Annotated in this window: 25 protein-coding genes; 12 read left to right on the forward strand and 13 right to left on the reverse strand. The window is 69.3% G+C overall.

The annotated features are described in order from the left end of the window. Position 1: 1 nt before the first annotated feature. The 3 genes from gcvA to JWP60_RS15140 all read left to right on the forward strand — a co-directional run bounded on the left by gcvA (position 2) and on the right by JWP60_RS15140 (position 1,821). Complete coding sequence (gcvA, locus tag JWP60_RS15130) at positions 2-943, forward strand: transcriptional regulator GcvA (protein ID WP_299792902.1); 942 nt, start codon at positions 2-4, stop codon at positions 941-943. Beyond that, positions 940-1,077, forward strand: coding sequence for a hypothetical protein (locus JWP60_RS15135; protein WP_299792904.1), 138 nt, complete (start codon positions 940-942; stop codon positions 1,075-1,077). The genes gcvA and JWP60_RS15135 overlap by 4 nt, the downstream gene beginning before the upstream one ends. Before the next feature lie 93 nt (positions 1,078-1,170). Further along, positions 1,171-1,821 (forward strand): glutathione S-transferase family protein, encoded by a 651-nt coding sequence (locus JWP60_RS15140; RefSeq protein ID WP_299792906.1) that lies wholly within the window; start codon positions 1,171-1,173, stop codon positions 1,819-1,821. Positions 1,822-1,882: 61 nt separating this feature from the next. Here the strand turns inward: JWP60_RS15140 and JWP60_RS15145 are convergent, their stop codons facing one another. The 8 genes from JWP60_RS15145 to JWP60_RS15180 all read right to left on the reverse strand — a co-directional run bounded on the left by JWP60_RS15145 (position 1,883) and on the right by JWP60_RS15180 (position 14,076). Next, positions 1,883-2,473, reverse strand: a complete 591-nt coding sequence (locus tag JWP60_RS15145) for a rhomboid family intramembrane serine protease (protein ID WP_299792908.1) — start codon at positions 2,471-2,473, stop codon at positions 1,883-1,885. A gap of 125 nt (positions 2,474-2,598) precedes the next feature. Beyond that, entirely contained in the window at positions 2,599-5,466 is a 2,868-nt protein-coding gene (gene fdhF / locus JWP60_RS15150) for a formate dehydrogenase subunit alpha (RefSeq protein WP_299793015.1), read from the reverse strand. Beyond that, complete coding sequence (locus JWP60_RS15155) at positions 5,456-7,261, reverse strand: NADH-ubiquinone oxidoreductase-F iron-sulfur binding region domain-containing protein (RefSeq protein WP_299792910.1); 1,806 nt, start codon at positions 7,259-7,261, stop codon at positions 5,456-5,458. The genes fdhF and JWP60_RS15155 overlap by 11 nt, the downstream gene beginning before the upstream one ends. Positions 7,262-7,384: 123 nt before the next feature. Further along, positions 7,385-7,690, reverse strand: coding sequence for a hypothetical protein (locus JWP60_RS15160; RefSeq protein ID WP_299792912.1), 306 nt, complete (start codon positions 7,688-7,690; stop codon positions 7,385-7,387). 174 nt (positions 7,691-7,864) lie between these two features. Beyond that, positions 7,865-9,094 carry a cytochrome c gene (locus tag JWP60_RS15165; RefSeq protein ID WP_299792914.1) on the reverse strand — a complete coding sequence of 410 codons (1,230 nt, stop codon included), beginning with the start codon at positions 9,092-9,094 and terminating at the stop codon, positions 7,865-7,867. Positions 9,095-9,118: 24 nt separating this feature from the next. After that, positions 9,119-9,748 carry a hypothetical protein gene (locus JWP60_RS15170; RefSeq protein WP_299792916.1) on the reverse strand — a complete coding sequence of 210 codons (630 nt, stop codon included), beginning with the start codon at positions 9,746-9,748 and terminating at the stop codon, positions 9,119-9,121. 11 nt (positions 9,749-9,759) lie between these two features. After that, positions 9,760-11,772, reverse strand: a complete 2,013-nt coding sequence (locus JWP60_RS15175) for a PQQ-binding-like beta-propeller repeat protein (protein ID WP_299792918.1) — start codon at positions 11,770-11,772, stop codon at positions 9,760-9,762. Positions 11,773-11,868: 96 nt separating this feature from the next. Further along, a complete protein-coding gene (locus tag JWP60_RS15180) occupies positions 11,869-14,076 on the reverse strand; it encodes a molybdopterin cofactor-binding domain-containing protein (RefSeq protein ID WP_299792919.1) in 2,208 nt (735 codons plus the stop codon). A 330-nt stretch (positions 14,077-14,406) separates the two neighbouring features. On the opposite strand from JWP60_RS15180, the gene JWP60_RS15185 reads away from it, so the two are divergent. The 6 genes from JWP60_RS15185 to JWP60_RS15210 all read left to right on the forward strand — a co-directional run bounded on the left by JWP60_RS15185 (position 14,407) and on the right by JWP60_RS15210 (position 19,260). Continuing rightward, a complete protein-coding gene (locus JWP60_RS15185; protein WP_299792922.1) occupies positions 14,407-14,961 on the forward strand; it encodes a paraquat-inducible protein A in 555 nt (184 codons plus the stop codon). 139 nt (positions 14,962-15,100) lie between these two features. Continuing rightward, positions 15,101-16,492 carry a cytochrome ubiquinol oxidase subunit I gene (locus JWP60_RS15190; protein WP_299792924.1) on the forward strand — a complete coding sequence of 464 codons (1,392 nt, stop codon included), beginning with the start codon at positions 15,101-15,103 and terminating at the stop codon, positions 16,490-16,492. After that, complete coding sequence (cydB, locus tag JWP60_RS15195; RefSeq protein ID WP_299792927.1) at positions 16,489-17,490, forward strand: cytochrome d ubiquinol oxidase subunit II; 1,002 nt, start codon at positions 16,489-16,491, stop codon at positions 17,488-17,490. Before JWP60_RS15190 ends, cydB begins: the two co-directional genes overlap by 4 nt. Before the next feature lie 7 nt (positions 17,491-17,497). Next, positions 17,498-18,448 (forward strand): AEC family transporter, encoded by a 951-nt coding sequence (locus JWP60_RS15200; RefSeq protein WP_299792930.1) that lies wholly within the window; start codon positions 17,498-17,500, stop codon positions 18,446-18,448. Between the two features lie 75 nt (positions 18,449-18,523). Beyond that, on the forward strand, positions 18,524-19,117 hold the full coding sequence (gene petA, locus JWP60_RS15205; protein WP_299792932.1) for a ubiquinol-cytochrome c reductase iron-sulfur subunit: 594 nt from the start codon (positions 18,524-18,526) through the stop codon (positions 19,115-19,117). Then, positions 19,117-19,260 carry a hypothetical protein gene (locus tag JWP60_RS15210; RefSeq protein WP_299792935.1) on the forward strand — a complete coding sequence of 48 codons (144 nt, stop codon included), beginning with the start codon at positions 19,117-19,119 and terminating at the stop codon, positions 19,258-19,260. The genes petA and JWP60_RS15210 overlap by 1 nt, the downstream gene beginning before the upstream one ends. Here the strand turns inward: JWP60_RS15210 and JWP60_RS15215 are convergent. The 3 genes from JWP60_RS15215 to JWP60_RS15225 form a co-directional block, all read right to left on the reverse strand. After that, on the reverse strand, positions 19,250-20,071 hold the full coding sequence (locus JWP60_RS15215; protein WP_299792938.1) for an alpha/beta hydrolase: 822 nt from the start codon (positions 20,069-20,071) through the stop codon (positions 19,250-19,252). The two genes, JWP60_RS15210 and JWP60_RS15215, sit on opposite strands and share 11 nt — an antisense overlap. A 169-nt stretch (positions 20,072-20,240) precedes the next feature. After that, complete coding sequence (locus JWP60_RS15220; RefSeq protein WP_299792941.1) at positions 20,241-20,549, reverse strand: hypothetical protein; 309 nt, start codon at positions 20,547-20,549, stop codon at positions 20,241-20,243. A 121-nt stretch (positions 20,550-20,670) separates the two neighbouring features. Then, complete coding sequence (locus JWP60_RS15225; RefSeq protein ID WP_299792944.1) at positions 20,671-21,045, reverse strand: response regulator; 375 nt, start codon at positions 21,043-21,045, stop codon at positions 20,671-20,673. Between the two features lie 343 nt (positions 21,046-21,388). On the opposite strand from JWP60_RS15225, the gene JWP60_RS15230 reads away from it, so the two are divergent. Next, positions 21,389-21,979, forward strand: a complete 591-nt coding sequence (locus JWP60_RS15230; protein WP_299792947.1) for a YSC84-related protein — start codon at positions 21,389-21,391, stop codon at positions 21,977-21,979. A gap of 48 nt (positions 21,980-22,027) precedes the next feature. Here JWP60_RS15230 and JWP60_RS15235 read toward each other — a convergent pair whose 3' ends face one another. Beyond that, on the reverse strand, positions 22,028-22,915 hold the full coding sequence (locus tag JWP60_RS15235) for a tetratricopeptide repeat protein (RefSeq protein ID WP_299792950.1): 888 nt from the start codon (positions 22,913-22,915) through the stop codon (positions 22,028-22,030). A 243-nt stretch (positions 22,916-23,158) separates the two neighbouring features. Between JWP60_RS15235 and JWP60_RS15240 the strand changes: the two genes are divergently transcribed. Continuing rightward, positions 23,159-23,515, forward strand: coding sequence for a hypothetical protein (locus JWP60_RS15240; RefSeq protein ID WP_299792953.1), 357 nt, complete (start codon positions 23,159-23,161; stop codon positions 23,513-23,515). Positions 23,516-23,658: 143 nt separating this feature from the next. Here JWP60_RS15240 and JWP60_RS15245 read toward each other — a convergent pair whose 3' ends face one another. Continuing rightward, entirely contained in the window at positions 23,659-24,054 is a 396-nt protein-coding gene (locus tag JWP60_RS15245; RefSeq protein WP_299792956.1) for a hypothetical protein, read from the reverse strand. Between the two features lie 268 nt (positions 24,055-24,322). Between JWP60_RS15245 and JWP60_RS15250 the strand changes: the two genes are divergently transcribed. After that, positions 24,323-24,658, forward strand: a complete 336-nt coding sequence (locus tag JWP60_RS15250) for a CzcE family metal-binding protein (RefSeq protein WP_299792959.1) — start codon at positions 24,323-24,325, stop codon at positions 24,656-24,658. Positions 24,659-24,800: the final 142 nt, after the last annotated feature.

Consider the following 24,800-nt stretch of genomic DNA (forward strand, 5'->3'; position numbering starts at 1 on the left):
CGTGACCTGGCAAATCCCATCGATCGCCGCCCTGCGCACGTTCGAGGCTGCTTCGAGGCACATGAGCTTCACGAAGGCGGCGGAGGAGCTTCATGTCACCCAGAGCGCCGTCAGCCGGCAGGTGGCCCAGACCGAGGAGTACCTGGGGCTGCTGCTCTTTCAGCGTGTCCGCAAGCGGCTCGTGTTGACGGAGGCAGGGCAGCAATATGCCGGCGCTGTGCGCAAGGCGCTGGAGCAGATGCAGGCAGCCACGGTGGCCCTGCGCGGCCACAAGGGCGGCGGCACGCTGAACATCGCAACCGGCGCGGCCTTCGCGACTCGTTGGCTGATTCCGCGCCTGGCGCGCTTCAACCAGTCCCGCCCGGACATCGTTGTCACTCTGTCGACGCGCGACATTCCCTTCGATCTCGAACGCGAGGGCTTCGACGCCGCCTTTCACTTCGGATCCAGCGACTGGCCGGGCGTGGTAGCCGAGCCCCTCGGTGGCGGAGTGTCTGTCGTCTGCTCGCCCGAATACCTGGCGGGCCGTCATCCGGTGCGCACCGCGGGCGACTTGCGCCATCACGTCCTGCTGCAGCACACACGCCGTCCGGACCAATGGCGCCACTGGTTCGAAGCGGCCGGCGTGACTGGCGTCGACCCATGGGTGGGTCCGCGCTTCGAGCACTACTACATGGTCACGCAAGCCGTGCTGGCGCACCTGGGTTTCGGCCTGGTGCCAACGCTGCTCGTGCAGGACGACCTCGTCTCCGGACGACTGGTGGATCCACTGAACTTGCACTTCGCGGGAACGGACACTTACTGCCTCGTGTATCCACCTGCCAAGAAGAATGACGCGCGTCTGGAACAGTTCCGGCGGTGGCTACGCTCTGAAGCGGCGCCCGAAAGGGCGGAACCAAAGCTTGGGCGCAACCATACGCGCTCCTCAGGGGCAACTCGATGATCTCTGAGGAGCTGGGTGGCCACGATGCTTCGAGCGCCTCGGTCGTGTTCGCCGTTGCCTTGTGCACCGGAGCAGCCGGTGCGTACCTCGGCGACCGCGCCGTCAACGCGTTGTGGTCTCAAGGCGGCCCGTGACCGCTGGCCAGGGAATCCCCGACGGCCGCGCCGTCGTGGTGCCGGGTGGGTGCCGCCTGCCACGCCTTGATGAATCATGGGAACATTCGCCCCGTGACGCTCAAGTTTTCAAAGGACGCTCCCATGACCTTGACTCTCCATTACCACCCGTACTCCCGTGCCGCCGGCACGATCTGGGCGCTCGAGGAGGCGGGGGTGCCCTATGAACTGAAGGTCGTCGACATCATGAAGGGCGCGCAGAAGCAGCCCGCGTTCCTGTCGATCAACCCGATGGGCAAGCTCCCCGCGCTGGTGGACGGCGATGTCGTCGTAACGGAGTCGGCGGCGATTGCGCTGTACCTGGCCGACCGCTACGCTGCGGGCCGGCTGGCGCCCGCCCTGGACGATCCGCGGCGCGGCACCTACCTTCGCTGGTCCTTCTTCGCGCCCAGCGTCATCGAGCCGGCCGTGATGGCGAAAAGCTCGGGCTGGGAGGTGAAGGAGGTCTCGGCGGGCTGGGGCAACTACGCGTCCATGCTCGCTACTGCGGAAAGCGCTGTTGCGAAAGGGCCCTTCCTGTTGGGTGAGGAGTTCTCGATGGCCGACGTCGTCTTCGGCGGTCTGCTCCGCTTCCTGCTGTCTTTCAAGCAGATCGCGCCCACGTCGCTGTTCACTGGCTACGTCGAACGGCTGGACAGCCGATCCGCTTACCAACGCGCGGACGCCCGCAACAGATCCATTCGCGAGGAGATGGGGCTGCAGTAACAAAGGATTCGACCGGGGCCATTTCGACGGCACGTCCGACCACGAGCTGGTCCGCTCGATTTCAGCGCCTTGCACTGCCGAACGGCGGCTGGCCACGCCAGTACCGGATCACCAGCCACCCGCCGAGGAGGCCGCCCAGGTGGGCGAAGTGAGCCACGCCAGCTGCGGTGCCGGTGACGCCCAGGGTCAGCTCCAGAATCCCGTACAGCAGGACGAACACCCGTGCCGGCATCGGGATCGGCGGGAACAGCAGGATCATCCTGCGATGCGGGAACAGCATCGCGAAGCCGATCATCAGCCCGAACACGCCGCCAGAGGCGCCGACCGTCGGTGCGGGATTGCCGATCAACGCGGAGACACCGAGCTGCGCCACCGCAGCGGCGAGAACGCTGGTCCCGTAGAAGAACGCCAGGCGGCGCGGACCCCAGATCCTCTCGAGCTCGGAGCCGAACATCCACAAGCCGTACATGTTGAATGCCAGGTGCATCAAGCTGGCGTGCATGAAGGCGTACGTCGCCAACTGCCACGGCATGAACCGGCCCGACCCAAGCGGCCACAGCGCGAACAGGGAGCCGAAGGAAGCGCCCAGCACCTGTTGCAACAGGAAAGCCAAGCCGTTGGCAACCAGGAGACTCCGGGTCAGTCGTGGCATGGCAGCTGCTCGCCCGTTTCAGGCATCGCCTGCATGGTGTTTGTGCAGAGGTTCATCACCACTTGGTGGATCTGCGTGGCGTCGCCAACGGACTTCCTCACTCGACGCCTGGCGCCGGCAGGCGCTCATGGGAGCTCCTCGTCCACCCCGCGCATGGCACTCAAGGGCGCCCAGAATTCCTGGGCCGCCGCCAGCTGCCCACCGCGGCGGATGCGTACGGCACAGTACTTGAACTCGGGAATCTTCGCCATGGGGTCGAGCGCCGCATTGGTCAGCAGGTTGGCCGCCGCTTCGTAGTAGGCGAAGGGGATGAAGACGGCCCCCGGCGGCGCGCGATCATCCCTGCGCAGGTGGAGGACGACTTCGCCGCGCCGGGACTGCACGGTGACGACCTCGCCGGCGGCGAGACCGAGTTCCTGAAGGTCGGCGCCATTCATCGTGGCGGTGGGCAGAGGCTCGATCGCATCCAGCACCGTTGCGCGACGCGTCATCGCACCGGTGTGCCAATGTTCCAGCTGCCTGCCGGTGATGAGAACCAGGGGATAGTCGGGATCCGGTGTCTCATCCGCGGTCGCGAGGTCGGCGGGCACCAGCTTCAGTCTCCCGTCGGCGGTCGGGAAGCTGTCGACGAAGACCGTCGGTTGCCCGGGATCGTCCGCGGAAAGGCAGGGATACGTCACGCTCGACTCGCGTTCCAGCCGGTCCCACGTGATGCCGGCGATCGCCGCGAGCATGCACTGGCGCATCTCTTCGTAGACGGCCGCCACTCCATCCGCGTCGCCCGGATAGGACCACTCCAGTCCCATCCGCCGGGCCATCTCCTGGATGATCCACAGGTCGGCTCGAGCGTCTCCGGGAGGGTTGATGGCGCGGCGGCCCAGCTGGATCATCCGGTCCGTGTTGGTCACGGTCCCGGCTTTCTCCGGCCACGCGGAAGCCGGAAGGATGACGTCGGCAAGCCAGGCCGTTTCGGTGAGGAAGATCTCCTGGACCACCGTGTGCTGCAGGCCAGCCAACGCCCGCCGCGCGTGATTCAGGTCCGGGTCGCTCATCGCGGGGTTCTCACCCATGATGTACATGCCCCGGACCTTGTGGGGGTCGGAATCGCTTGCCCGGGCCTGCTGCAGGATCTCCACCGACGTGTAGCCGGGCCTCTGATCGAGCGCGCATCCCCAGAAATTCTCGAACCATTCGCGTGCTTCCTGCAGGTCGACCCGCTGGTAGTTCGGGAACATCATGGGGATCAGGCCGGCGTCGCTGGCACCCTGCACGTTGTTCTGTCCGCGCAGTGGATGCAGTCCGGCGCCCGCCTTGCCGAGATTGCCGGTGATCGCGGACAGCGCGATGAGTGCCCGGACGTTGTCCGTTCCGTGGGTGTGCTGGCTGATCCCCATCCCCCACAGGATCATCGCGCCCTTCGCCTGCGCGAAGGCCCTGGCGACCTCGCGCAGGGTGGAAGCCGCGATCCCGCACACCGGCTCCATGGCTTGCGGACTGAACCGCTTGACGTGCTCGGCCAGCGCGTCGAAGTTCGCGGTCCTTTCCCGGATGAAGTCCTGGTCCGCCAATCCCTCCTCGATGATGGTGTGGATCAGCGCGTTGATGACGGCCAGGTCGGAGTCCGGCTTGAACTGGAGGGTGCGCCATGCGTGCCGCGCCAGGTCGGTCACCCGCGGATCGGCCAGCACGAACCTGGTGCCGCGCCTGGCGGCGTTCTTCATCCAGGTGGCGGCTACCGGATGGTTCTCGGCAGGGTTCGAGCCGATGACCAGCACCAGTCCGGCCTGCGCCACTTCGTTCACCTGGTTGCTCACGGATCCGGAGCCGACGCCCTCGAGCAAGCCGGCAACGCTCGATGCGTGGCAAAGCCGCGTGCAGTGGTCCACGTTGTTGTTGCCGAAGCCGGTGCGTACCAGCTTCTGGAAGAGGTACGCCTCCTCATTGGTTCCCTTGGCGCAGCCGAATGCCGCGAGCGCCATGGCGCCGTGTTGCTGCCGCAGGCGCAGCAAGCCAGCGGCCGCAAAGTCCAGGGCCTCCTCCCAGGTTGCCTCCCTGAAGACCTCCTGCCACCGGGACAGTCTGGGCGTTTCATCCGGCAGTTTCGGCACCCCGGGCCTGCGGATCAGCGGCGTGGTCAGGCGCTGCGGGCTGTGAACATAATCGAAGCCGAACCGCCCCTTGACGCAGAGGCGGTGGTGGTTCGCCGGACCGTCGCGGCCCTCGACGCTGAGGATCTTTTCGGCGCGAACGTTGTACGTCAGCTGGCAGCCCACACCGCAGAACGGGCAGACCGAGTCGACCTTGCGGTCGACGACCTGCGATCCGATCATCGTCTTCGGCATCAGGGCGCCGGTGGGGCAAGCCTGGACGCACTCTCCACAGGCCACGCAGGTGCTTTCGCCCATGGCGTCGCCCAGGTCGAACACGATCGCGCTGGAGGAGCCGCGGCCGGCATAGCCGATGACGTCGTTGACCTGCTCCTCGCGGCAGGCCCGGACGCATCGGGTGCATTGGATGCAGGCATCGAGGTTGACCGCCATCGCCGGGTGGCTCAGGTCCGGCGGCACCGGTTCGCGCTTGAGTGCAAGCAGTTCAGGGCGCGGGCTGACGCCCAGCTTTTCCGCCCAGGCAGACAGCTCGCCGTGCTGGCCGCGGCCCCCGTTGCCGTCGGTCCATTTGAAGCCGCGTTCCGGCATGTCGGCCAACAGCATTTCCAGGACCATCGCCTGGCTCTTGCGCACGCGAGCGGTATCGGCCTTGACCTGCATTCCGGCGGTCGCGGTGCGGCAGCAGCTTGGCGCCAGCACGCGCTCGCCGGCGATCTCCACCATGCAGGCCCTGCAGTTGCCGTCGGCGCGCATGCCTTCCATGTAGCAGAGGTGGGGGATGGCCAGGCCGTGCCGTTGCGCCGCGCGCAGGATCGTCTCGCCCTGCAGGGCCTGCACCGGCAAGCCGTCGATGGCGAACTCGATGATCGGGAGATCAGATTTCATGGGGAAAGTAGGATTGAACGGTGCGGATCGGGTTGGGCGCTGCCTGGCCCAGTCCACAGATGGACGCGTCTTCCATGACCTGGCTCAGGTCGTTGAGCGTGCTGACGTCCCAGCGCGCTGCCTGCATCAGTTCCGCGGCCTGCCGCGTTCCGACGCGGCAGGGCGTGCACTGGCCGCAGCTTTCGTCGGCCAGGAAGCGCATGACGTTCAGCGCAGCGGCCCGGGCACTGTCCCGGTGGCCGAGGACCATGACTGCCGCGGAGCCGATGAACGAGCCGTGCGGCTGGAGCGTGTCGAAGTCGAGCGGTACATCGCCGAGGGACGCGGGCAGGATGCCGCCGGACGCTCCGCCCGGGAGAAAGGCGTACAGCTGGTGCCCGTCCTGCATGCCGCCGCAATACTCGTCGACCAGCTGCCTCAGGGTGATGCCCGCCGGGGCCAGCTTGACGCCCGGGTCCTTGACCCGTCCGCTGACGCTGAAGGAGCGCAGCCCCCTGCGGCCGTTGCGGCCGAAGGAGCCGAACCACTGCGGCCCCCGTTCGACGATGTCGCGGACCCAGTACAGCGTCTCGAAGTTGTGCTCCAGCGTGGGGCGGCCGAACAGTCCGACTTGCGCGATGTAGGGGGGCCTGAGGCGAGGCTCCCCGCGTTTGCCCTCGATGCTTTCGATCATGGCCGACTCCTCGCCGCAGATGTACGCGCCGGCGCCGCGGCGCAGCTCGATGTGCGGCAGGGGGCAGGGCGCATCGGCGACCAGGCGCTCGATCTCCGTTGCAAGGAGTTGCCTGCATTGGTGGTACTCGTCGCGCAGGTAGATGTAGATGGCTTCACAGCCAACGACCTGCGCGGCGATCAGCACGCCTTCGAGGAACCGGTGCGGATCGCGCTCCAGGTAAGTGCGGTCCTTGAACGTGCCCGGCTCGCCTTCGTCGATGTTCACCGCCATGAGCCGGGGAGCGGGCAGGTCCCGCACGATGCGCCACTTCCTTCCCGCCGGGAAGCCGGCGCCGCCCAGGCCGCGCAGCCCGGAATGCTCCATCGCCTCGAGCACGGCGTCGGGCGCGAGCGCTCCCTGCGCGACCGAGGCCGCCAGCTGGTATCCGCCGTTGTTCCGGTACGTGCCGTAGTCAGTGAAGGCTGGCAGGCCATCGGTGCCCAGCGCGGGCGGGATCCCTTTTCCGACCCATGCAACCGGTTGGAAGTTGAGGCCGGGAGCTGGCACGGGAGGTGTGAAGTCGGTGCTCTTGCTCGCCAGCTGGCAGATCGCGCTTTCGGTGGCGTTCGGTACCGCGGTCTGGTGGACCACGGCGCAGGGCGCCTGCTCGCAGCGTCCGACGCAGGGCGCCGGGATCACCCGAACGTCGGGCCCGAGCGCGGCGCGGACTTGTTGCAGGAGTTCCGCCGACCCGGCGAGCTCGCACGACAGGCTGCTGCACACGCGCACCGTGAGACGCGGGGCCGGGGTGTCGCCGTCGACGATCTCGAAGTGATGGTAGAACGAGGCGACCTCGTAGACCTCGGCCATCGCGAGCCGCATCTCGCGTGCAAGCGCGGCCAGGTGAGGCCTGCGCAGGAGGCCGAACCGGTCGTTCAGCCGGTGCAGGTACTCGATGAGAAGATCCCTGCGATGCCCTTCGGCAGGCGCGTCGCCGATGCAGCCGCGGACATCCTGGAGCGCGCCCGCATCGACTTGCCGGCCTTTCGGCCTGGTGTGCCTGCGGATGCGAGCCCGCATGTCGTCGGGCGTCGCGAGCGCCACCGGAACCGGTTGCGGCATCTGAACTGTAGTGCTCATGGCGATCCTGCCTGGGAAAAGAATTTCGCGGCCGCAAGAAGGGTTGTGTAGACACCCCATCCCAGCGGAAGGCCCACGGCTGCCCACGTGAGAAGTGCAGGGCGCTGCACTTCAAAGCCGCGCTCATTGCAATCGCTCCCGTTGGTGCGGAACGTTCCCCTCCGCCGCGGGCAGGCTCACGTGGAACGCGATGCCCGGGCGGCGCATGGCGCCGTGCATCTGCCGGTACTTCGCGGTCAGGCGCTCCTGTTCCCGCCGGTTGCGGGTGGTGTCGGCCGGGACCCCGGCTTCGTTGCCTGCGCCCGGCAGCGGCGCGGACGCCTTCTCGTCCTCCCTGGCTTGCCCGGCTTGAGCGCTCGCGACGGCGGGAAACATCACGGCACAGCAGCACAGGAGCAGAGGCGGGATGTGTTTCGGCAGGTGCCGCATGGATTTCCTCCCTGTGCTTGCATCGGAATTCGACGCCCGCCAGATTGGCGGCGGCTGGCTGGCCGCCGATGTCAGTTCGTGTGACTAAGGTCACGGTTGTAGCGGCCCCCTCGACCTGGCCGCCGCCAGGGCGGACGCCGGCGCGGATCCGGCCTGATGCCGGGCCGGGCTGGATCACCGCGCTGGCTGGCGCAGCCTGGCGACCGTCGCGGCGCTTGCGTTCGGCGGCGCGGTGTTGCCCCAGCTGCCGCGCACGTAGTTGGCGATGTCCGCGATCTGCTGGTCGTTCAGCTGGCTGGCGAAGGCGGGCATCGCGCCGTGCCTGAATTCGGCCGGAAGCCCCTGCAGCACGGCCTGCAGCAGGTTCCCCGGATCGGGTGCGGTGACGGCGGCATTGCCGGCCAGCGGCGAGAACACGCCGACAATGCCGGCCCCCGTGGCCTGGTGGCACCCGCTGCAGTACCCCATGTAGAGCGCGGCCCCCTTGGTGCGCGCAGGGGTCGGCAGCGGCCGGCCGGTGCGCAGCGCGGAATCCGGCGGGATCGCCTTCAGGTATTCGGCCATGGCCCGGACATCGGAGTCCGTCAGGTAGGCAAGACTGTTCCGCACCACCTCGGCCATGGGCCCGAAGGCCGTGGTCCTGCCCTCGACCGCGCCGGTCTTGAGGTAGGCCGCGATTTCATCCACGGTCCACGTGCCGAGTCCGGTCGCGATGTCCGTCCTGAGGTCGGGCGCGAACCAGCCGTCGACCGCCGCGCCGGTGAGGCTCCTGCTCTTCTCGATCCCGCCGAGAACATTGCGCGGCGAATGGCAGGCGCTGCAGTGGCCCAGGCCTTCGACCAGGTAGGCACCGCGATTCCAGGAAGGGGGCCTGGCCGGGTCCGGCCTGAACTCGCCCGCCTTGAAATAGAGTTCGCGCCATACAGCCATCGTCGAACGCAGGTTGAAGGGGAAGTCCAGGTGATTGACGTCCACCTCGTTGCGCACGGGTTGCAGCGTCAGCAGGTACGCGAAGATGGCGCCGACATCCTCGCGCGTGACCTTGCTGTAGAAGTCGTAGGGCATCGCCGGGTACATGTCCTGGCCGTCCTTGTTCACGCCGTGGTGCATGGCCCGGTAGAGGTCGTCGAATGACCACCGTCCGATGCCGGTGTCCGGGTCGGGTGTGATGTTGGACGCCAGCATGTAGCCGAACGGCGTGTTGAGCCGCACGCCGCCGGCGTAGGGCGCTCCGCCCGGGGCGGTGTGGCAGGAGCTGCAGTCGCCGGCCCGGGCGAGGTATTCGCCCCGCTGCACCTGGGTCCGGTGCGGGTCGGGCGCCGTCCCGAAACTCCAGGATGCGAATAGAACCGCGACAACGACGGCCGCCGGCCAGGTGAGGCTACGCAATGTGGGCTTGGTCATGATGGTCTCGAACGTCGCATGCGATCAACGGAAGTGCGCCAGGTCCGCCTGCAACCGGTACGTGCGGCCGGTGCCGTCCACGATTTCGAAGGACAGCGGCCCGGCGTCGCCCGCGGCCAGCTGGAAACGCCAGGCGATGGTCCCGAACCAGCGCTCCGCCGGCCTGGCCTGGCCGCCGGCGCGCACGACCATCTGGCTGCCGCGGAAAGGCCGGCTCCGCTCGACCGCCAGGGGCTCGAGCCGACCGCGGGAGGCCAGCGTGAAGACCGGCAGGCCAAGCCGGTCGAGAACGTCATGGCCGCGCGATTCGGTGCTTCGCACGTAGACAACGACATCCACCGTCTCGGCCGGCTGCGGGTCGACCGCCTCCGTGGCCGGTCCTCCCTGCCGCGCGCGCGTGTAGCTGGTCCAGCGGGCCCGCTCGAACGGAGTCCGCAGCGTCACGGCGTAGATCTCGCCCTCCCCGGGCTGCATGGCGAGCGCGTCGTCCGTCTCGAACAGAACGTAGTCGCGAACCGGATAGCCGCCCTCGGCGCCCGCCATCCGGCGCCCCGCTTCGACGGCAGCCAGCCGGCCCTCGGGCGACAGCGGCAGTTCCACGGCGGCCGCGGGCGCAGCCGCAACGGCCGTCGCGCCGAGCAGGAGCGCTGGCATCCAGGCCGGTGTCATCGCGGCAATCCGAAGACCAGCACGGTGGCCGACCCGGCGACCGGCCAGTTGATCCTCGAGCCATTGCCCGAGGCCACCGCCACGTATTGCCGGCCGCCCGCCTCGTACGTCGCGATGCCGCCGCCGACCGCACCACCCGTCGCGAACTCGTACAGGATGCTTCCGGTCCGCGCGTCCAGCGCGAGGAAGGCGCCGTTCTGGTCGCCGGTGAAGACGAGCCCGCCGGCCGTGGCCGTGACGGCCGCAATGCCGGGCCCGTCGCGGTCGCGCCGCCATACGGTCCTGCCCGTGTACGGGTCGATGGCAAGGATCAGGCTCTTCGCCTTCTCGACCGGGTCGAAAGTGCCCAGGCCGTTCTTGAGTCCGCTGAACAGCTCGCCCGCCACATAGCGGACCTCGGCGTCGCCGCTGATCAGCGTGACGCACCAGTCGGAGGTGTTGAGGTACAGCAGGCCGGTGCGGGGACTGTAGGCGGGGCCGTTCCACAGCATGCCGCCATGCGTGCCGGGGCACACGTGGATGCCTTGCGGCGTCGGCGCCAGGTCGGCGTTCTCGCGCGGCGAGAGCACGGCCTTGTAGAGAAGGGTCTGCCGCTCGCGATCGACGACGTGGAGCACGCCCTCCTTGCCCACGGCGCCGAGCAGCTTGCGGCCATCGGAGCGGTCGAACAGGATCACGCCGGTGGTGTCCCAGTCGTGCACGTCGTGCGGGTTGAGCTGGTACCACCACTTGAGGGCGCCAGTGGCGGCGTCGAGCACGACCACGCAGTCGCTGAAGAGATTGTCGCCCGGCCGGTAGTCGCCGGCGAAATCGGGTCCCGGGTTTCCCACCGGCACGTACAGCAGGCCCGATTCGGGCTCCAGCGCGGCGACGGTCCAGATCGCGGCGCCGCCGGTCTCGGTCGACCGCGGCCGCGTCCAGCTGTCCGCGCCCTTCTCGGTTCCGGTCGGAATGGTGTTGAAGGTCCACACCGGCGCGCCGCTGTCGAGGCGAAACGCCATCACCTTGCCGACCGCGCCCCAGTCGCCGCCGGCCCGCCCGATGATGACGATGTCCTTCCAGATGATCGGTGGCGCCGCGAAGAACTGCGCGAGGCTGGGGTCGCCCGCCTGCCGGCTCCAGAGCATCTTGCCGGTCTTGGCGTCGAGGGCGAACACGTGCCCGTCCTGGGTCCCGCGGACCACGCGCCCGGACCCCACGGCCACGCCGCGGTTGACACTCGTGGTGTCGGGGCCGGTCGGAACCCAGTTGTGCACCCATTTCCTGCGGCAGGTCGCGGCGTCGATGGCGTGGGTGCTGGTGGCCGTGGTGATGTAGAGGAGCCCGTCGTAGACCACGGGACTCGCCTGGAAGGGCCCCACCACGCCAAGCTGGTAGGCGCACACGGGCGCCAGCCGGCGGGCGTTGGCGGCGTTGATCTGCTCGAGCCGCGAGTACCGCTCGCCCCGGTAGCCCTTGTTGTACATCAGCCAGTTGCGCGGATCGGCATCCGCGCCATCCAGCTCCGCCTGCGCCGGCAGCCTGGAGGAAGCGGTCAGTACGGGCGGGGGCGCGGCCGGCGGCGGCGCGGGCGCCGCTGCACCGATGGGCGCGCTGCCCTGGGGTGCCAGGGCATCGGCGACCCGCCGCCCCAGCAGCGGGGACCGGGCCGCCAACGCCGTGGTGCCTGCCGGCGCGCCGTTCATCTGCAGGATGAACGCGGTGATGGCGAGGTCGTCCTGCTCAGGCACCGAACCGGGCTTGCCCGGCGGCATCTGGGTGTGCTCGAAGGCGACGAGATTGGCCAGCGTCCGCGTTCCCCAGGTGCCGCGGAAGTTCTCGCCGCTCAGCGCGGGGCCTGCGCCGCCCTGCAGCGAGGCGCCATGGCAGGCGGCGCAGTTCGCGCCGTAAAGCGCGCGGCCCTGCTGGGCCTGCCCCGATGTGTAGAACCCGGGCGGCGGGTCGGCGGCGCGCGACTGCGTCGCCGCCAGCAGGAGTGCCATCGCCACGAGCAGCCAAATGCGAGTCATGTCACTATCCCGCCCTTCTTGATATCGCGCTGCCGGGGGTGGTAGTAGTTCCCGGTATCGACGCCAGGCCGTTGCCCGGCCTCATTGCCCGGTCGCTCATGCGCCTTTCAAGGCCGCGAGCACCTTGTCCGGCAGGAAGGGCACCGAACGCAGGCGCACGCCGACGGCGTCGAACACCGCGTTCGAGATCGCCGCGGGCACGACCGCGGCCGCGCACTCGCCGACGCCCCACGGCTTTTCGGTCGGCCGGTCGATCAGCTCGATGTCCACGGCCGGGATTTGCGGGAAGGTCAGGATCGGGTAGCTCACCCAGTCGAGGGTCGTGACGCGCGAACGGTTGAACTTCACCTGCTCCAGCAGCGTGCGGCTCACGGTCTGCAGCACGTTGCCCTCGATCTGGTTCCGGGTGCCGTCGGGGTTGATGACCTGCCCGCAGTCCTGCACCACCGCGCAGTGGCTGACTCGGATCGCACCGGTCCGGCGGTCCACTTCGACCGTCGCGACGATGCCGACGTAGGTTCGCACCAGCTCGTACTTCACGTAGGCGACCCCGCGGCCCGTGGCGATGCCCGGGCCGGTGCGCTCCGGCGTGCCGCGGCCCTGCCACCTGGCGAGCGCCTGCAGGCGCTTCAGGACTGCCTCGCCGCGCGGGTCGCGCAGGTGGCGCGTCCGGAACTCGAAGGGGTCGGCCTTCGCGGCGATCGCCAGTTCGTCCATGAACGCCTCGTTGGCGAATGTGTTCTGCATGCGCCCCGGGCTGCGGATCCACGACGGCCGCAGCGGCGTGTCGGCCAGGCGGTGGGCAACGGTCAGCACATTGGGGAAGACGTAGGGAACGCCGGTGTCGTTGAGGATGTTGCCGGGGCTGATGTTCATCTCGTGGGGCAGCCCGGCGAGATCGGCCGCGACGAGGGCGACGGGGCCGGCGACGCCCTGCGGGATGTGGAACTGCGAATGCCAGGCCATCACGTTGCCCCGGGCGTCGAGCCCCGCCTGCATGTCGATCAGGGTCGGCGGACCTTTCGGGTCCCAGCCATGTTCGTCGGCGCGCATCCACTGCACGCGCACCGGCTTGCCCAGGGCGCGCGCGAGGAGGGCGGCATCGGCGGCGGCATCCTCGTGGCCGTTGCGCCCGTAGCAGCCGGCGCCCTCGACATAGATCGCACGGACGTCCGCGAGCGGCAGCGAGAACATGGCGGCCAGCTGCTTGCGCAGGTTGTGCGTGGCCTGGCTCGCCGACCAGGAGGTCAGTTTCCCGTCGCGGAAGTCGGCCACGGCGCACGACGGGCCGATGGAGCCATGGGTGTGGATCGCGAAGTCGTAGGTGGCGCTGGCGTGCGTAGCCGCTTGCGGGAGCACCTGTTCGGCGTGCCCGACGTTGCTGGTGACGTCGTCCCTGACGACCTTGGTGGCCCGGACGTGCTCCCAGAGCCGCGACTGGTCGGGCAAGTCCGACCATTCGGACCAGGTCGCCCTGAGCAGCTTCGCACCCTTGACGGCGCCCCACTCGCTGCGCGCGACGACGGCCAGGAAGTTGCCTTGGCGCACGACTTTCACCAGATCGGGAATGGCGTTCACGGAGCGCTCGTCGACCGCCAGCAAGCGGGCGCCAATGGCAGCGGGCCGGACGACGCGCGCATGCAGCATTCCGGGCACCCGGAAGTCCTGCATGAAGGTGAACTCGCCGGTGACCTTGCCCGGGATGTCCACGCGCGGGACCGGCTTGCCGACGAAGCGATAACGCGAGGGAGCCAGCAGCGGCGCCTTGGGGTCCAGCGCCAGGGAGAAGCGCTTGCCGCCCACGAGCTGCGCGTACGACACGCTGCGCGACCCGGTGTTCGCGCGAACCATTCCGTCGGCGGCGGACAGCTCGCTGGCGGCCACTTTCCAGGATCTCGCCGCCTCGCTCACCAGGGCCGCGCGCGCGGTGGCGCAAGCCTGGCGAATCTGCATGCCCCCGTTCTCGATCGAGAAACTTCCCGAGGTCACGCCCTGGTCCGGGGTGAGCAGCGTGTCGCCTGTGATGAGGGCTATCCGGTCCAGCCCCACCGCCAGTTCGTCCGCAACGATCTGGCGCAACGCGGTCGCCACGCCGGTGCCGAGGTCCACCTTGCCGGAGTAGCAGGTGACCGTGCCGTCGGCGCCGATCGCCAGGAAACTGTCCACCTCGCCGGGCGCGAGCGGCTTGGCAGTCGCACCGGCGGCGAGCGCGGACCGCTCCAGCATGGGGGCCAGGGAGAACGTCACCACCAGGGAACCGCCCGCCTGCAGCAAGGCGCGGCGCGAGAGCGTCGGATTGCGCATCGTCAGTTGCTCGCGGCGTTGGCGATGAGGGCCGTTTTCAGGGACATGTCGGTTCTCTCCATGCAACGGCCGGTGGGGCCCGGGCCGCGATTTCGCGCTCCCCGTGGTCCCGGCATGTGACGCGAGGCGCAGTGCGCGGTCTCATTCGTAACGCGGCGTCGACGCGCTGTAACGCGGGTGGAATCGCCGTCGCTCCAAATCCGCCTTCGTGGCGGCCAGGCAGAAAGGACTACCCATGAAACTTCCCGTCATCGCATCGGCGCCAACCGGCGTCGGCAATGGCATCCCGCACGCGACCGCGCGCGACCGCGTGTACCGCGCCTGACGGCGATGCGGCCCGTCGCCTGCCCCGACTGCGATCTCCTGCACGCGCAGGTGCTGCTGCGCGCCGGGGAGAAGGCGCGCTGCTCCCGTTGCGCCGGCGCGCTGCCGATTGCCGGGCCCGGCTCCTTCGAGATACCGCTCGCCACGTCGATCGCGGCGGCGTTCGCGTTCTGGATCGCCAATACCGAGCCCCTGATCCGGCTGACGGCCCTCGGCATCGGCAACACCGCGACCATCGCGGGAAGCGCTGCCGCCCTGTGGGTCAGGCCGGGCCTGGGCAACCCGGCCACCGCGATCCTGGTGGCGTTCTGCGCGATGCTGGCGCCGGCGGCCTGGCTATTCGAGCGTGCGCGAGACTGCGCGCGGTGGCGATTTCGCGGCGCTCGCGGCCGCGCACAGCCGCGCCATCTGGCGCATGGCAGGGGAGATCTCGGACGCGGTCCGCGACCTCGAGCAGGATCCCGGAACTCGCCCTTGAAGCGCGGAAGAATCCCCTGGAGAGCCGCAGGGCGAGTCAGTGGACCGGAACGTAGCCGCGCAATGACATCACAGCTGCAATGAGCTCGGGAAAGGCTGACGCAGGCACGTGACCTGGCCGCGGCCGAATCACTGCCACGAACGCAGGCCCGGTCCGGACCAGGAAGGAACTCATGCACGCTGTTGCCGAACCATTCGCCGAGACCGCTGCGGGCGTATCGCCATGACGCCCGAGTTCCTTGCGCTGCTGCTCTCGCGCGTGCAGTTCGCCTTCACCGTTTCCTTCCACATCATCTTTCCGACGTTCACGGTCGGTCTGGCTGCGTGGCTTTGCCTGCTGGAATTCCTGTACCTCAGGACCGCGCGGCGCGTCTACCGCCGGCTGTTCGATTTCTGGCTGCGCATCTTCGCGGTCGCCTTCGGGCTGGGGGTGGTGACGGGGGTCGTCCTGGGCTTCGAGTTCGGCACCAACTGGAGCGAGCTGTCGCGCCGCACCGGCCCGATCCAGGGGCCGCTGCTTGCCTATGAAAGCTTCACCGCGTTCGCGCTCGAGGCGGCCTTCTTCGGCGTGCTGCTGTTCGGGCGCAAGCGCGTGCCGCGCTGGTTCTATCTCGTGGCCTGCGCCATGGTGATGCTCGGGACCTCGCTGTCGGCCTTCTGGATCATGGTCAACAACAGCTGGATGCAGGCGCCGATCGGCAGCCACATGGGAGGGGACGGCATCTTCGTGCCTGACAGCTGGGTGGACATCCTCTTCAGCCCGGTGGTCTGGGTGCGCTTCCCGCACATGCTGCTCGCGTCCTACGTGACCTCGGCCTTCTTCGTCGCCGCCATGGGAGCCTGGTACCTGCTGGGCGGACGGCAGCGCGCGCAAGCGCGCGTCATGCTGCACATGGGCCTGGGCCTCGCCGCGGTGCTGGTGCCGGTGCAGTTGCTGTTCGGCCACCTCTGCGGCGAATATGTCGACAAGTACCAACCGGCGAAGATGGCGGCGATCGAGGCGCGCTGGGACAACGAGCAACCCGCCTCCGAGGTTCTGCTGGCCTGGCCCGATGTCGAGAACCGGCGCAACCTTTATGCCCTCACGCTGCCCGCGCCCCTGGGCAGCCTGATCGACTCGGACGATCCTGCCGCGGCCGAGACCGGTCTCAACAGCATTCCGCGCGCGGACTGGCCGCCCGTGCTGATCCCGTTCTTCACCTTCCGGATCATGGTGGGCCTGGGGATCCTCATGCTGGCGCTGGCCTGGCGGGGCACGTGGCTGGCCCTGCGTGGCCGGCTCGAGGCGCAGAGGGGCCTGCTGTGGGCCACCTTCCTGTGCTTTCCGATCGGCTGGGTCGCCACCCTGGCGGGCTGGTTCACCGCCGAAGTGGGCCGGCAACCCTGGGTGGTGTACGGGGCGATGCGCACGGCGGACGCCGTCACGCCCTTCCTGACGCCGCAGGACGTCACGCTCACGCTGCTGATGTTCGGCGGCATTTACGTGTTGATCTTCGCCGGCGGCGCGGCCTACATCTACGCGATGCTCCGGCGCGGGCCGCTGCCGGCCCCGGCGCCGGTCGGACTGCACAACCCGCGCCGGCCGCTGGCGCTGCTGGAGGGGGAAGGGTCATGACGCTCGCCAACTTCTGGGCCGCGGCCCTGGCGCTGTCCCTGCTGCTCTATGTCGTGCTGGACGGATTCGACCTGGGCGTGGGCATCCTGTTCGGCTTCGCGCGCGACGAGGGGGAGCGCCGCATGATGCAGGCGACGATCGCGCCGACCTGGGATGGCAACGAAACCTGGCTGGTGCTCGCGGGCACGACCCTGTTCGCCGCCTTCCCGGCCGTCTATGCGCTGCTGCTGTCGGCCTTCTACCTGCCGCTGTGCCTGATGCTGGGCGCGCTCATCCTGCGCGGGGTCGCCTTCGAGTTCCGCCACAACGCGGGCCCGCGCATGCGCCGGGTCTGGGACCTGGGCTTCGCCGGCGGGTCGTTCGTGGCCGCATTCGTCCAGGGCGTCACCGTCGGCGCGCTGGTCCATGGGCTGCCGGTCGGCGCCGACGGCCGCTACGCCGGCGCCGGCACGCTGGGCTGGCTGTCGCCGTTCGCGCTCCTGTGCGGCGTCGGGCTGTGTTTCGGCTACACGCTGCTGGGCGCGACCTGGCTGGTGCTCAAATGCCGCGGGGAATTCCGCGAGCGGTGCTACCGGCTCCTGCCCGGTCTGCTCGTCGGCGCACTCGCCTTTCTCGCCTGCGCCTTCTGGTACGCCTTGCGCGTGGACCTGCAGGTGATGCATCGCTGGGTCGACCGGCCGTGGCTGGCCGTGTTCCCCGCCATCGGGCTGCTGGCCGGCGCCGTCATGCTGGCCGGCATGCGCCGGCGGCGCGACGCCTGGCCATTCGCCGCGGCGGTGACCACCTTCATCGCCGCCTTCGCCACCCTTGCCGCCTCGTTCCTGCCGTACATGGTGCCGTTCTCCATCACCATCGAGGAGGCTGCGGCGCCCGAGAGCAGCCTGCGGTTCTTCTTCTGGGGCGCGGGCGCCTTTGTGCTGCCCCTGATCCTTCTCTACACCATCACGATCTATGCCGTGTTCAAGGGCAAGGTCGATCCCGCGGCTGGATACCACTGACGCTGCGATGACGCATGTCATCCTGCTGGCGCTCGCGCCGGTGTTCTTCGTCATGGCACTGGGGTTGGTCGCCGGGCGCACCGGCGCGATCGACAACCGGCAGGTGGGCTCGCTCAATGCCGTGGTCATGAAATTCGCGGTGCCCGCCGCCATGTTCACCGCCCTCGGCTCCGCTCCCCGCGGCGAGATGCTGCGGCAGGGCTCGCTCTTCGCGATCGAGGGCTGCGTCATGCTGGCGGTGTACCTGGCCTGGTACGGCCTGCAACGCCGGCTGACGAGCGCATCGAAAGCCGAAGCCGCGGTCCAGGCCCTGACGGTTTGCTTTCCGAACATGGCGGGCGTGGGGCTGCCGCTGATGTCCGCGATCGTCGGGCCGGCCGGGGCCGTTCCCGTCGCGATCACCCTGGCGGCCGGCTCGATCCTGGTGACCCCGGTTGCCTTGCTGCAGCTCGAGCTGTCCGTCGACGGGGCGCCGGCCGATGCACGCAGCCGGGCCGGGCGGGTCCTGCGGTCGATGAGACGCGCGCTGCTGAACCCCATCGTGCTGGCTCCTGCACTGGGGGTGCTGCTGTCCTTGTCGGGCCTGCACCTGGGTGGCGCCGCTTCCGCATCGCTCGATCTGATCGGAAAGGCGTCGGGCGGCGTGGCCCTGTTCCTGACCGGACTGGTCCTCTCCGCGCAGGCGCCCCGCCTGAACCGGCGCATCATGGGCGCGACCGTCGCGGGGGATGTGATCCGCCCGCTGGCGGTCGCGGCGATCGTTCACCTCTTTGCGGTCCCGCCCACGGTCGGCAACATGGCCATCCTGCTGGCGGCCGTGCCGTCAGGCTTCTTCGGCATCCTGCTCGCCCTGGACCACCGGCTGGAAGCGACGGACGTCGGCTCCATGGTGTTCGCCAGCACGGCGTTCAGCATCGTGACCCTGGCGATCGCCATCGCGATGTTCCATCCCCGGTGAGGCGCGCCATGACGGAAGCAACGTCGCGGCGGCGTGCCGCAATCAGGCGCGCATGAGGCGGGCGGACCATGCGGCATGGATACTCCGCCACCGACCGCCCCGCCGCCGGCGCCCGACCGGGACAAGCGCGCCCTGCTGATCGCCACCGCCGTGGTCGGCGGGGCAGGCCTCGTGACCGCCGCGATGCCCTTCGTTGCCAGCCTCCAACCGTCGGCCGCAGCCTTGGCCGCGGCGGCTCCGGTGGACGTCGACTTCTCGCAGCTGAATCCGGGTCAAATGCGCACCGTGCCCTGGCGCGGACAGCCCGTGTGGATCATGCGGCGGACGCCGGCGGAGGTGGCGGTGCTGCGCCAGACCAACTCCGACCTCGCCGATCCGCTTTCCGCGCGGTCGCAGCAGCCGGCTGGCTGCGTCAATGCCACGCGTTCGTTGCGGCCGGACCTGTTCGTCTGCGTCGGCATCTGCACCCACCTGGGCTGCTCGCCGGCGCTGCGCCTGGGCGACGCGGCGCTCACCGCGCAACTGCGCGCGCCCGACGGCTACGTCTGCGCCTGCCACGGCTCGGTGTTCGACCTGGCCGGCCGCGTGGTCAGGAACGTGCCCGCGCCGACCAACCTCGTGATTCCTCATCACCGCTTCACAGGGCCGGATTCGCTGGTGATCGGCTGATGGCGGCCGCCGACGAAGCCGCGATGGCCCAGGGCCCGCCGGTATGCCAGGACCAGTTCGCGCAGGTCATGGAAAGCTCCGGCATCGACGGCCTGGTGCGCAGCCTGGAAGCCCACGCCGGCAGCCAGGCTCCTACTCCATGATGAACGCGAGCAGGTCCTCGTTGACGGCGTCCCTGTGGGTGGTGACCAGGCCGTGCGAGCCGCCCTGGTAGACCTTGAGGGTCGCGTGCGCCACCAGCCGTGCCTGTTGCCGGCCGGAGTTCTCCAGCGGCACCATCTGGTCGTCGTCGCCGTGCAGGATGAGCGTCGGAATGTCCAGTCTCTTCAGGTCCTCGGTCTGGTCCGTTTCGGAAAAGGCCTTGATGCCGAAGTAGACCGCGGGGAAGCCGGCGGTCATGGCCTGCAGCCAGAACGATTTGCGCACGCCCGCGGACACCTTGGCGCCCGCGCGGTTGTAGCCGTAGTAGGGCAGGCTGAGGTCCTCGAAGAACTGCGAGCGGTCCGCCCGGACGCTGGCGCGCAGCTGCTCGAACATGGCGCCCGGCAAGCCTTGCGGGTTGGCCGCGGTCCGCAGCATCAAGGGCGTCGCGGAGGCAATCAGCGCGACTTTCGCCACCCGCTGGCTGCCGTGCCGCGCAATGTAGCGGGCCACCTCGCCGCCTCCAATGGAATGGCCGACGTGGACGGCATCCCTGAGCCCCAGCTTCAGCACGAGTTCGGCAAGGTCGTCGGCGTAGGTGTCCATGTCGTTTCCCTGCCAGGACTGGCCGGAACGCCCGTAGCCGCGCCGGTCGTGCGCGATGCAGCGATAGCCGCGCGAGGCCAGGTAGAACATCTGCTCCTCGAAGGCGTCCGCGCTCAGGGGCCACGCGTGGCTGAAGACGACCGGCTGGCCGCTGCCCCAGTCCTTGTAGTGGATCTCGGTGCCGTCCCTGGTGATGAAGGTGTTCATGGTTCTTCCGGTGCTTGGGTTGGGGAGGCTGGGGAGGCTGGGGGCCGGGAATCGGAACAGCGCCTCGCCTCGCGAGACGAGGTAAGCCGTGCCGAGACCGAAGAAGCCGATCGCGACCGGCCAGTACTTCGAGGTCTCCATTGCAATGGCCGCGGCAATTGCGTTCTGGCTAATGCCGCCTTGCCGGGCGGTCCCAGGGACCCTCATCGCCGGCTCCGCTTCCATGCGGTTCGCCGGCAACGAATTCGGCCATGTGAAGATCCCGCCCGACCATCGCGCGGGCGAACAGGTAGTTGAGTCGTGCGCGCTCGCTCAGCCGGTCCAGGTCGACCTTGCCCGTCGCGTCGCATGGGAAGCTGTAGCCCCGGCCTTCGCGAAACAGCGAGCGAAAGCGCAACTGGAAACCGCTTGCGTCGCTGCCGGGAACCGGCACGCGGCTGGTGGAAGATCCGGCGAACGGGGTGGGGCAGGCTGGCATGGCGGTCTCCTGAATCCGGTAAGTCTTCGATGCTTCCCAGATTGGCCGCCCTTCACCACGCCAGCGTGTCGGCCCGCCTTGCAGCGGTCACGGCTGAAACGCCGTGCGCAATGCGCCTGCGCTACCCGCGCAAGAGGTCGGCGACGGCCAGCAGCAGTTCGGTGCGCTTGAAAGGCTTGACCAGCACGCGCGAAGCGCCCAGCGCCAAGGTCGCGACCATGTCGACGCCGCTGAACTGGCCCGATACCGCGACGACGGGAACCCCCGGGTACCCATGCCGCATTTCCGCAATGACCCCCCAGCCATCCGTTCGCGGCATGTGCATGTCGGTGACGACCAGCGCGGGCGCGGCGAATCTCACGGCTTCGAGCCCGGCACTGCCGTCGACTGCGGCGCGCACGCCATAGCCCGCGGCTTGCAGCCACTCGGTCATCGCTTCCCGCATGATCGAATCGTCCTCGATGACGACGATATCGGGCGAGCGCGATGCGGACATGATCGGTGCGGGGGTGATGCGGGCGCGCGGGATTGCAGGCCTCGGGCAGGACAAGCGAATGATGCGCAGGATTCTCCCCGGCTGGGTCGCCGGCAGGTTCCGCAGCGGGCCAGGCAGGTCACAACCGTGACGTGCGGCAAGGCCGGCCCGAGGGTATCCGTGCCTGCCGCTTCGACGGCCGGGAGCTGAATCCGAACACGCGACGCCGTCGTGGTGCAGCAGCTGTTCCACATCCGCCTCTGATGGAGATTGTTTCAGATGCGACCCCGGGGCGGCTCCGTGCAACGGGTGGGCAACGCGCGGATCCGACAGTGGGCACCCCCGAACAGGCAGGAGAAACTCGATGCATCACCGGATCAAGACGATGACGGCGGCCGCCTCGGTTGCGGCCGCACTGCTGCTGGCCGGCTGCACCACGAACATGGGGTCCGGCGCCTCGCCTGGCCAGCAGGAGACGGCGATCGACAACGGTGTCGAAGCGACCCTCGCCACCCTGTATTCGAGCGTCCCGGGGTCGAGGGAACTGGCGCGCAAGGCGAACGGAATCCTGGTGTTCCCGCGGGTCGTCGCCGCGGGCCTCGTGGTCGGCGGCGACTACGGCCGTGGCGCGCTCCAGGTCCGCGATCAGACGGTCGGCTATTACCAGACCACGGGTCTGTCGCTGGGCCTGCAAGCCGGCGCGGAGTCCAAGGCTCTCGTCTTCATGTTCATGACGCAGGAGGCGCTGGACCGCTTCCTCACCAGCAAGGGCTGGACCGCGGGCGTCGATGCATCGGTTGCGGTGCTGAGGGCAGGCGCCAATGGCACCCTGGACACCCGCAGCGCCACGGCCGCCGTGAATGCCTTTGCGCTGACCAACTCCGGCCTGATGGCGGCGGCGAATGTCGAGGGCACCCGGGTGTCGAAGCTGGATCTCCCGGTCCCGCTGCGGTGAATCAGGCGTGCCCGGCACGCCAGGCCGTGCACGCAGCGGGGATGTACGTTACCAACCATCGTTGCTGCCGCCGTCATCGCCACTGCTGCCGTTGTCGGCCAGCCCGCCAGCGTCGTCCCACTCGTCGCCCGAGCCAAAGTCGATACGGCGCTGCTCGAGGTCGGCGGCAGCAGGATCCGCATCGGGCGCGCCGCTGGTGACGCCCGGCACCGAGCGGCTGCCGGCCTCCACTTCCGGTACGCCAGTGGAAGTGTTGCGCCCGTCGAGGAGATCCTCGACCAGCATGCCCGCTGCGAGGCCCCCCGCCGCGGCAAGACCGGTCCCGAGCAGGCTGCTGCCGGCCGCGTTCGGGCCTGTCGCCAGGCCGTAGGCGCTGCCGGGTGGCGGCGCGCCAGGGCCAAGCGGCGCCGGACCGGTCAGGGCGGGGGTCGCCGGTGCGGGCGGCATGGATGCGAACTGGCGCCTGGCGCTGAACACGCGCCAGAGCAGCACCGCAATCGCGGCCGCGCCCACGATCCATGCCGCACCGGGGATGCCGCCGCGGCCGCCGCCCAGGATCGATTGCATTTCCGGGGCTCTCGCAGGCCCGCCCCCCATCTGGCGGGTGCGCTGCGCCGGGTGCTGCTCGTTGCCGAGCTCTTGCTCGAAGGCGCGAAACCTGTCGGGCTGGGTGAAGCGCAGGTCCGGCTCGATCTGCCGGGCCGTTCGCAGCTCCTGCGCTGCCTGGTCGAATTGCCGGTCGTGCGCCAGGATCTCGGCGTAGACGTAGTGAGCCCTCGCGCTATCCGGCCTGGCGGCAACGACTTCGCGCATCGTGCTTTCGGCGTGCGCGTAGTTGCCGTGCTGGACTTGCGCCTCCACCGCCTCCACGCTGGGCAAGGCCAGCACCGCCGTCGTCAGCAGAACCAGCACCGCCGTCAAGAGAGTCCGCTTCATAACGGGGCGCCTTTCACAAGGTAAGCCAACAGATGGCCGATCACCCCAATGTGCGGGGCGGGTGTGAGGAGGGCATGACGCGCGCGATGACAGCTGAAGCCGTCGCGTGGCCCGCAACCTTGCGCGTTGCCGGCAGGTTGCAGCCGTCGTCTGGCCCCGGCACGCAGGCAACACCCGGTGCACGCAGCGGGCCCACATTGGACGTGCGCGTCCAGGGGGATGCGCCTTCCGAAGGAGCATGAGATGAAATCCGACCTGGCCTCGCAGCGGGGCCGCCCGCAATCGCCGCGCCCCGCAGGGATCTTCTTGTCGCGTGCGACACGCCTCTCCGCCGCCGCGCTGATCGTCTTCTTCGGAGCGGGCCTCGCCCGGGCCGATGCGCTGCCGCCAGACGCGCCGGCGCTCGAGATCGCGCAGGAGGCAGCCCAGTATGGAGCCGACCACCCGGACCACAAGCTGGAGGCCGTGCTGGGCCGCTTGCGCGAGGCCTGGCGCGAGCGTGCGCACGCGCCTGATCCGGTGCGCGGTAGCGCCGAAGCCATCCGCCGCGGGGTCCAGGGTGCCGAGCAAGCACAGGCCGAGGAGCAGGCGGCGCGCTGAACCGGCGCGCCGCAGAGCCCGGCGAACGCGAGGAACAGGCCGCCACGAGACGCGCGCACCGCGAGGGTGCCTGCGCTCTCGTTGCAAGGCATCTCGCGCGGATTTCAGCGGCCGTCCGCCCCATCAGGGGCGAAACCATGCGGTCAACGCCCGTGACCGCCGCCACCCCCGTGACCTCCGAAGCCGCCCTCATGCCCGCCAAAACCGCCTGCATGTCCGGCGAAACCGCCCCCATGGCCACCGAAGCCTTCGTGGCCGATGCCGGCAAGATGCTCGTCGAACCCGTGGTCCGCCCGGTCATGGAAGTCGCGGGAGCCGTGGAACCACGGGCCGGCCCCGATGAACAGTCCATCGACGAACCAGTCGGGCCCGTAGTAGCCGTATGGGGCGCAGGCGTAGGGAGGGACGTCGTAGAAGCCGTACGCGCAGACGGGCTCGGGGCCGATGCCCACGGCGACCTGGGCCCGCGCCTGGCCGGAGAGGCCCGCGAGGCAGAGCCCGGCGAGTGTGGCGAGAGTGAAGCTTCGGAGTGCGTTCATGGAATGCTCCTTCTGGATGGACCGGGACTCCGGTCGCTACGGAGCCATTGCACCGCCGGGGCGTGACGCCGGTGCTTCACGCCCGCCCGCGGCCCGTTGCACTTGTACAAGCGCCGGTCTCCGAGCCGCGTGAGCGACTTTCACCGGCAGCGGCGGCCTGCAGTTGTCGTGGGCAGCGCCTGGTTCGCTCATGCCAGGGCAACGGGCGCCGGGCAGCATGGGTCTGGGGCAAGGCGCGCTGTGCGCCTCCCGAGCAATGGAGATCCCCATGACACCAAGAACCCCTGCCTTCATGATCGCCGGCCTGCTGGTCGCGGTGGGCGCGCACGCGGCCTGGCCGCAGACGCCCATCGGACTGCTGGGCGACCGCGTGGCGCCGCAGTCGGCCACCCACAGCGTCGCCATCGGGCCGAACACCCGGTATGTGAATGTCTCGTACGGCGACACCGTGCGCTTCGTCGCCAACGGCGAGTCCTTCGGGTACGACTTCGACGGCGCGTGGAGCGTGAGCTCCTTCGACTTGCGGCGGGTCGCGCCCCCCGGGATGCTGGACCGCCGCGTGATGGTCTACATCGAGCCGGACGAGTACAACTCGGGTGCGTGACGGGACGCGTTCCCGCGCCGGCCTCAGGGCTGGAACCGGCAGGCTGCAGAGTGCTCAGCTAGTGGGCGAGGGCATCCACCTGGCCGGCCCCGGGCGGGGCGCCGCAGGCGCTGCGCATTGGCGACCTCCGCCCCGGCGCCGG

The organism is Ramlibacter sp. (genome assembly GCF_028291745.1).
Taxonomy (GTDB): Bacteria; Pseudomonadota; Gammaproteobacteria; order Burkholderiales; family Burkholderiaceae_C; genus Ramlibacter.

Bases quoted from the DNA above. Each gene is read 5' to 3' on its own strand.
- petA (WP_299792932.1), top strand. From the start codon at position 18,524: ATGGATACTCCGCCACCGACCGCCCCGCCGCCGGCGCCCGACCGGGAC.
- JWP60_RS15240 (WP_299792953.1), top strand. From the start codon at position 23,159: ATGAAATCCGACCTGGCCTCGCAGCGGGGCCGCCCGCAATCGCCGCGC.
- JWP60_RS15210 (WP_299792935.1), top strand. From the start codon at position 19,117: ATGGCGGCCGCCGACGAAGCCGCGATGGCCCAGGGCCCGCCGGTATGC.
- JWP60_RS15215 (WP_299792938.1), bottom strand. From the start codon at position 20,071: ATGAACACCTTCATCACCAGGGACGGCACCGAGATCCACTACAAGGAC.
- JWP60_RS15220 (WP_299792941.1), bottom strand. From the start codon at position 20,549: ATGCCAGCCTGCCCCACCCCGTTCGCCGGATCTTCCACCAGCCGCGTG.
- JWP60_RS15175 (WP_299792918.1), bottom strand. From the start codon at position 11,772: ATGACTCGCATTTGGCTGCTCGTGGCGATGGCACTCCTGCTGGCGGCG.
- JWP60_RS15160 (WP_299792912.1), bottom strand. From the start codon at position 7,690: ATGCGGCACCTGCCGAAACACATCCCGCCTCTGCTCCTGTGCTGCTGT.
- JWP60_RS15165 (WP_299792914.1), bottom strand. From the start codon at position 9,094: ATGACCAAGCCCACATTGCGTAGCCTCACCTGGCCGGCGGCCGTCGTT.
- JWP60_RS15235 (WP_299792950.1), bottom strand. From the start codon at position 22,915: ATGAAGCGGACTCTCTTGACGGCGGTGCTGGTTCTGCTGACGACGGCG.
- cydB (WP_299792927.1), top strand. From the start codon at position 16,489: ATGACGCTCGCCAACTTCTGGGCCGCGGCCCTGGCGCTGTCCCTGCTG.
- fdhF (WP_299793015.1), bottom strand. From the start codon at position 5,466: ATGAAATCTGATCTCCCGATCATCGAGTTCGCCATCGACGGCTTGCCG.
- JWP60_RS15180 (WP_299792919.1), bottom strand. From the start codon at position 14,076: ATGCGCAATCCGACGCTCTCGCGCCGCGCCTTGCTGCAGGCGGGCGGT.
- JWP60_RS15135 (WP_299792904.1), top strand. From the start codon at position 940: ATGATCTCTGAGGAGCTGGGTGGCCACGATGCTTCGAGCGCCTCGGTC.
- JWP60_RS15185 (WP_299792922.1), top strand. From the start codon at position 14,407: ATGCGGCCCGTCGCCTGCCCCGACTGCGATCTCCTGCACGCGCAGGTG.
- JWP60_RS15245 (WP_299792956.1), bottom strand. From the start codon at position 24,054: ATGAACGCACTCCGAAGCTTCACTCTCGCCACACTCGCCGGGCTCTGC.
- JWP60_RS15155 (WP_299792910.1), bottom strand. From the start codon at position 7,261: ATGAGCACTACAGTTCAGATGCCGCAACCGGTTCCGGTGGCGCTCGCG.
- JWP60_RS15250 (WP_299792959.1), top strand. From the start codon at position 24,323: ATGACACCAAGAACCCCTGCCTTCATGATCGCCGGCCTGCTGGTCGCG.
- JWP60_RS15225 (WP_299792944.1), bottom strand. From the start codon at position 21,045: ATGTCCGCATCGCGCTCGCCCGATATCGTCGTCATCGAGGACGATTCG.
- JWP60_RS15200 (WP_299792930.1), top strand. From the start codon at position 17,498: ATGACGCATGTCATCCTGCTGGCGCTCGCGCCGGTGTTCTTCGTCATG.
- JWP60_RS15170 (WP_299792916.1), bottom strand. From the start codon at position 9,748: ATGCCAGCGCTCCTGCTCGGCGCGACGGCCGTTGCGGCTGCGCCCGCG.
- JWP60_RS15190 (WP_299792924.1), top strand. From the start codon at position 15,101: ATGACGCCCGAGTTCCTTGCGCTGCTGCTCTCGCGCGTGCAGTTCGCC.
- JWP60_RS15145 (WP_299792908.1), bottom strand. From the start codon at position 2,473: ATGCCACGACTGACCCGGAGTCTCCTGGTTGCCAACGGCTTGGCTTTC.
- JWP60_RS15230 (WP_299792947.1), top strand. From the start codon at position 21,389: ATGCATCACCGGATCAAGACGATGACGGCGGCCGCCTCGGTTGCGGCC.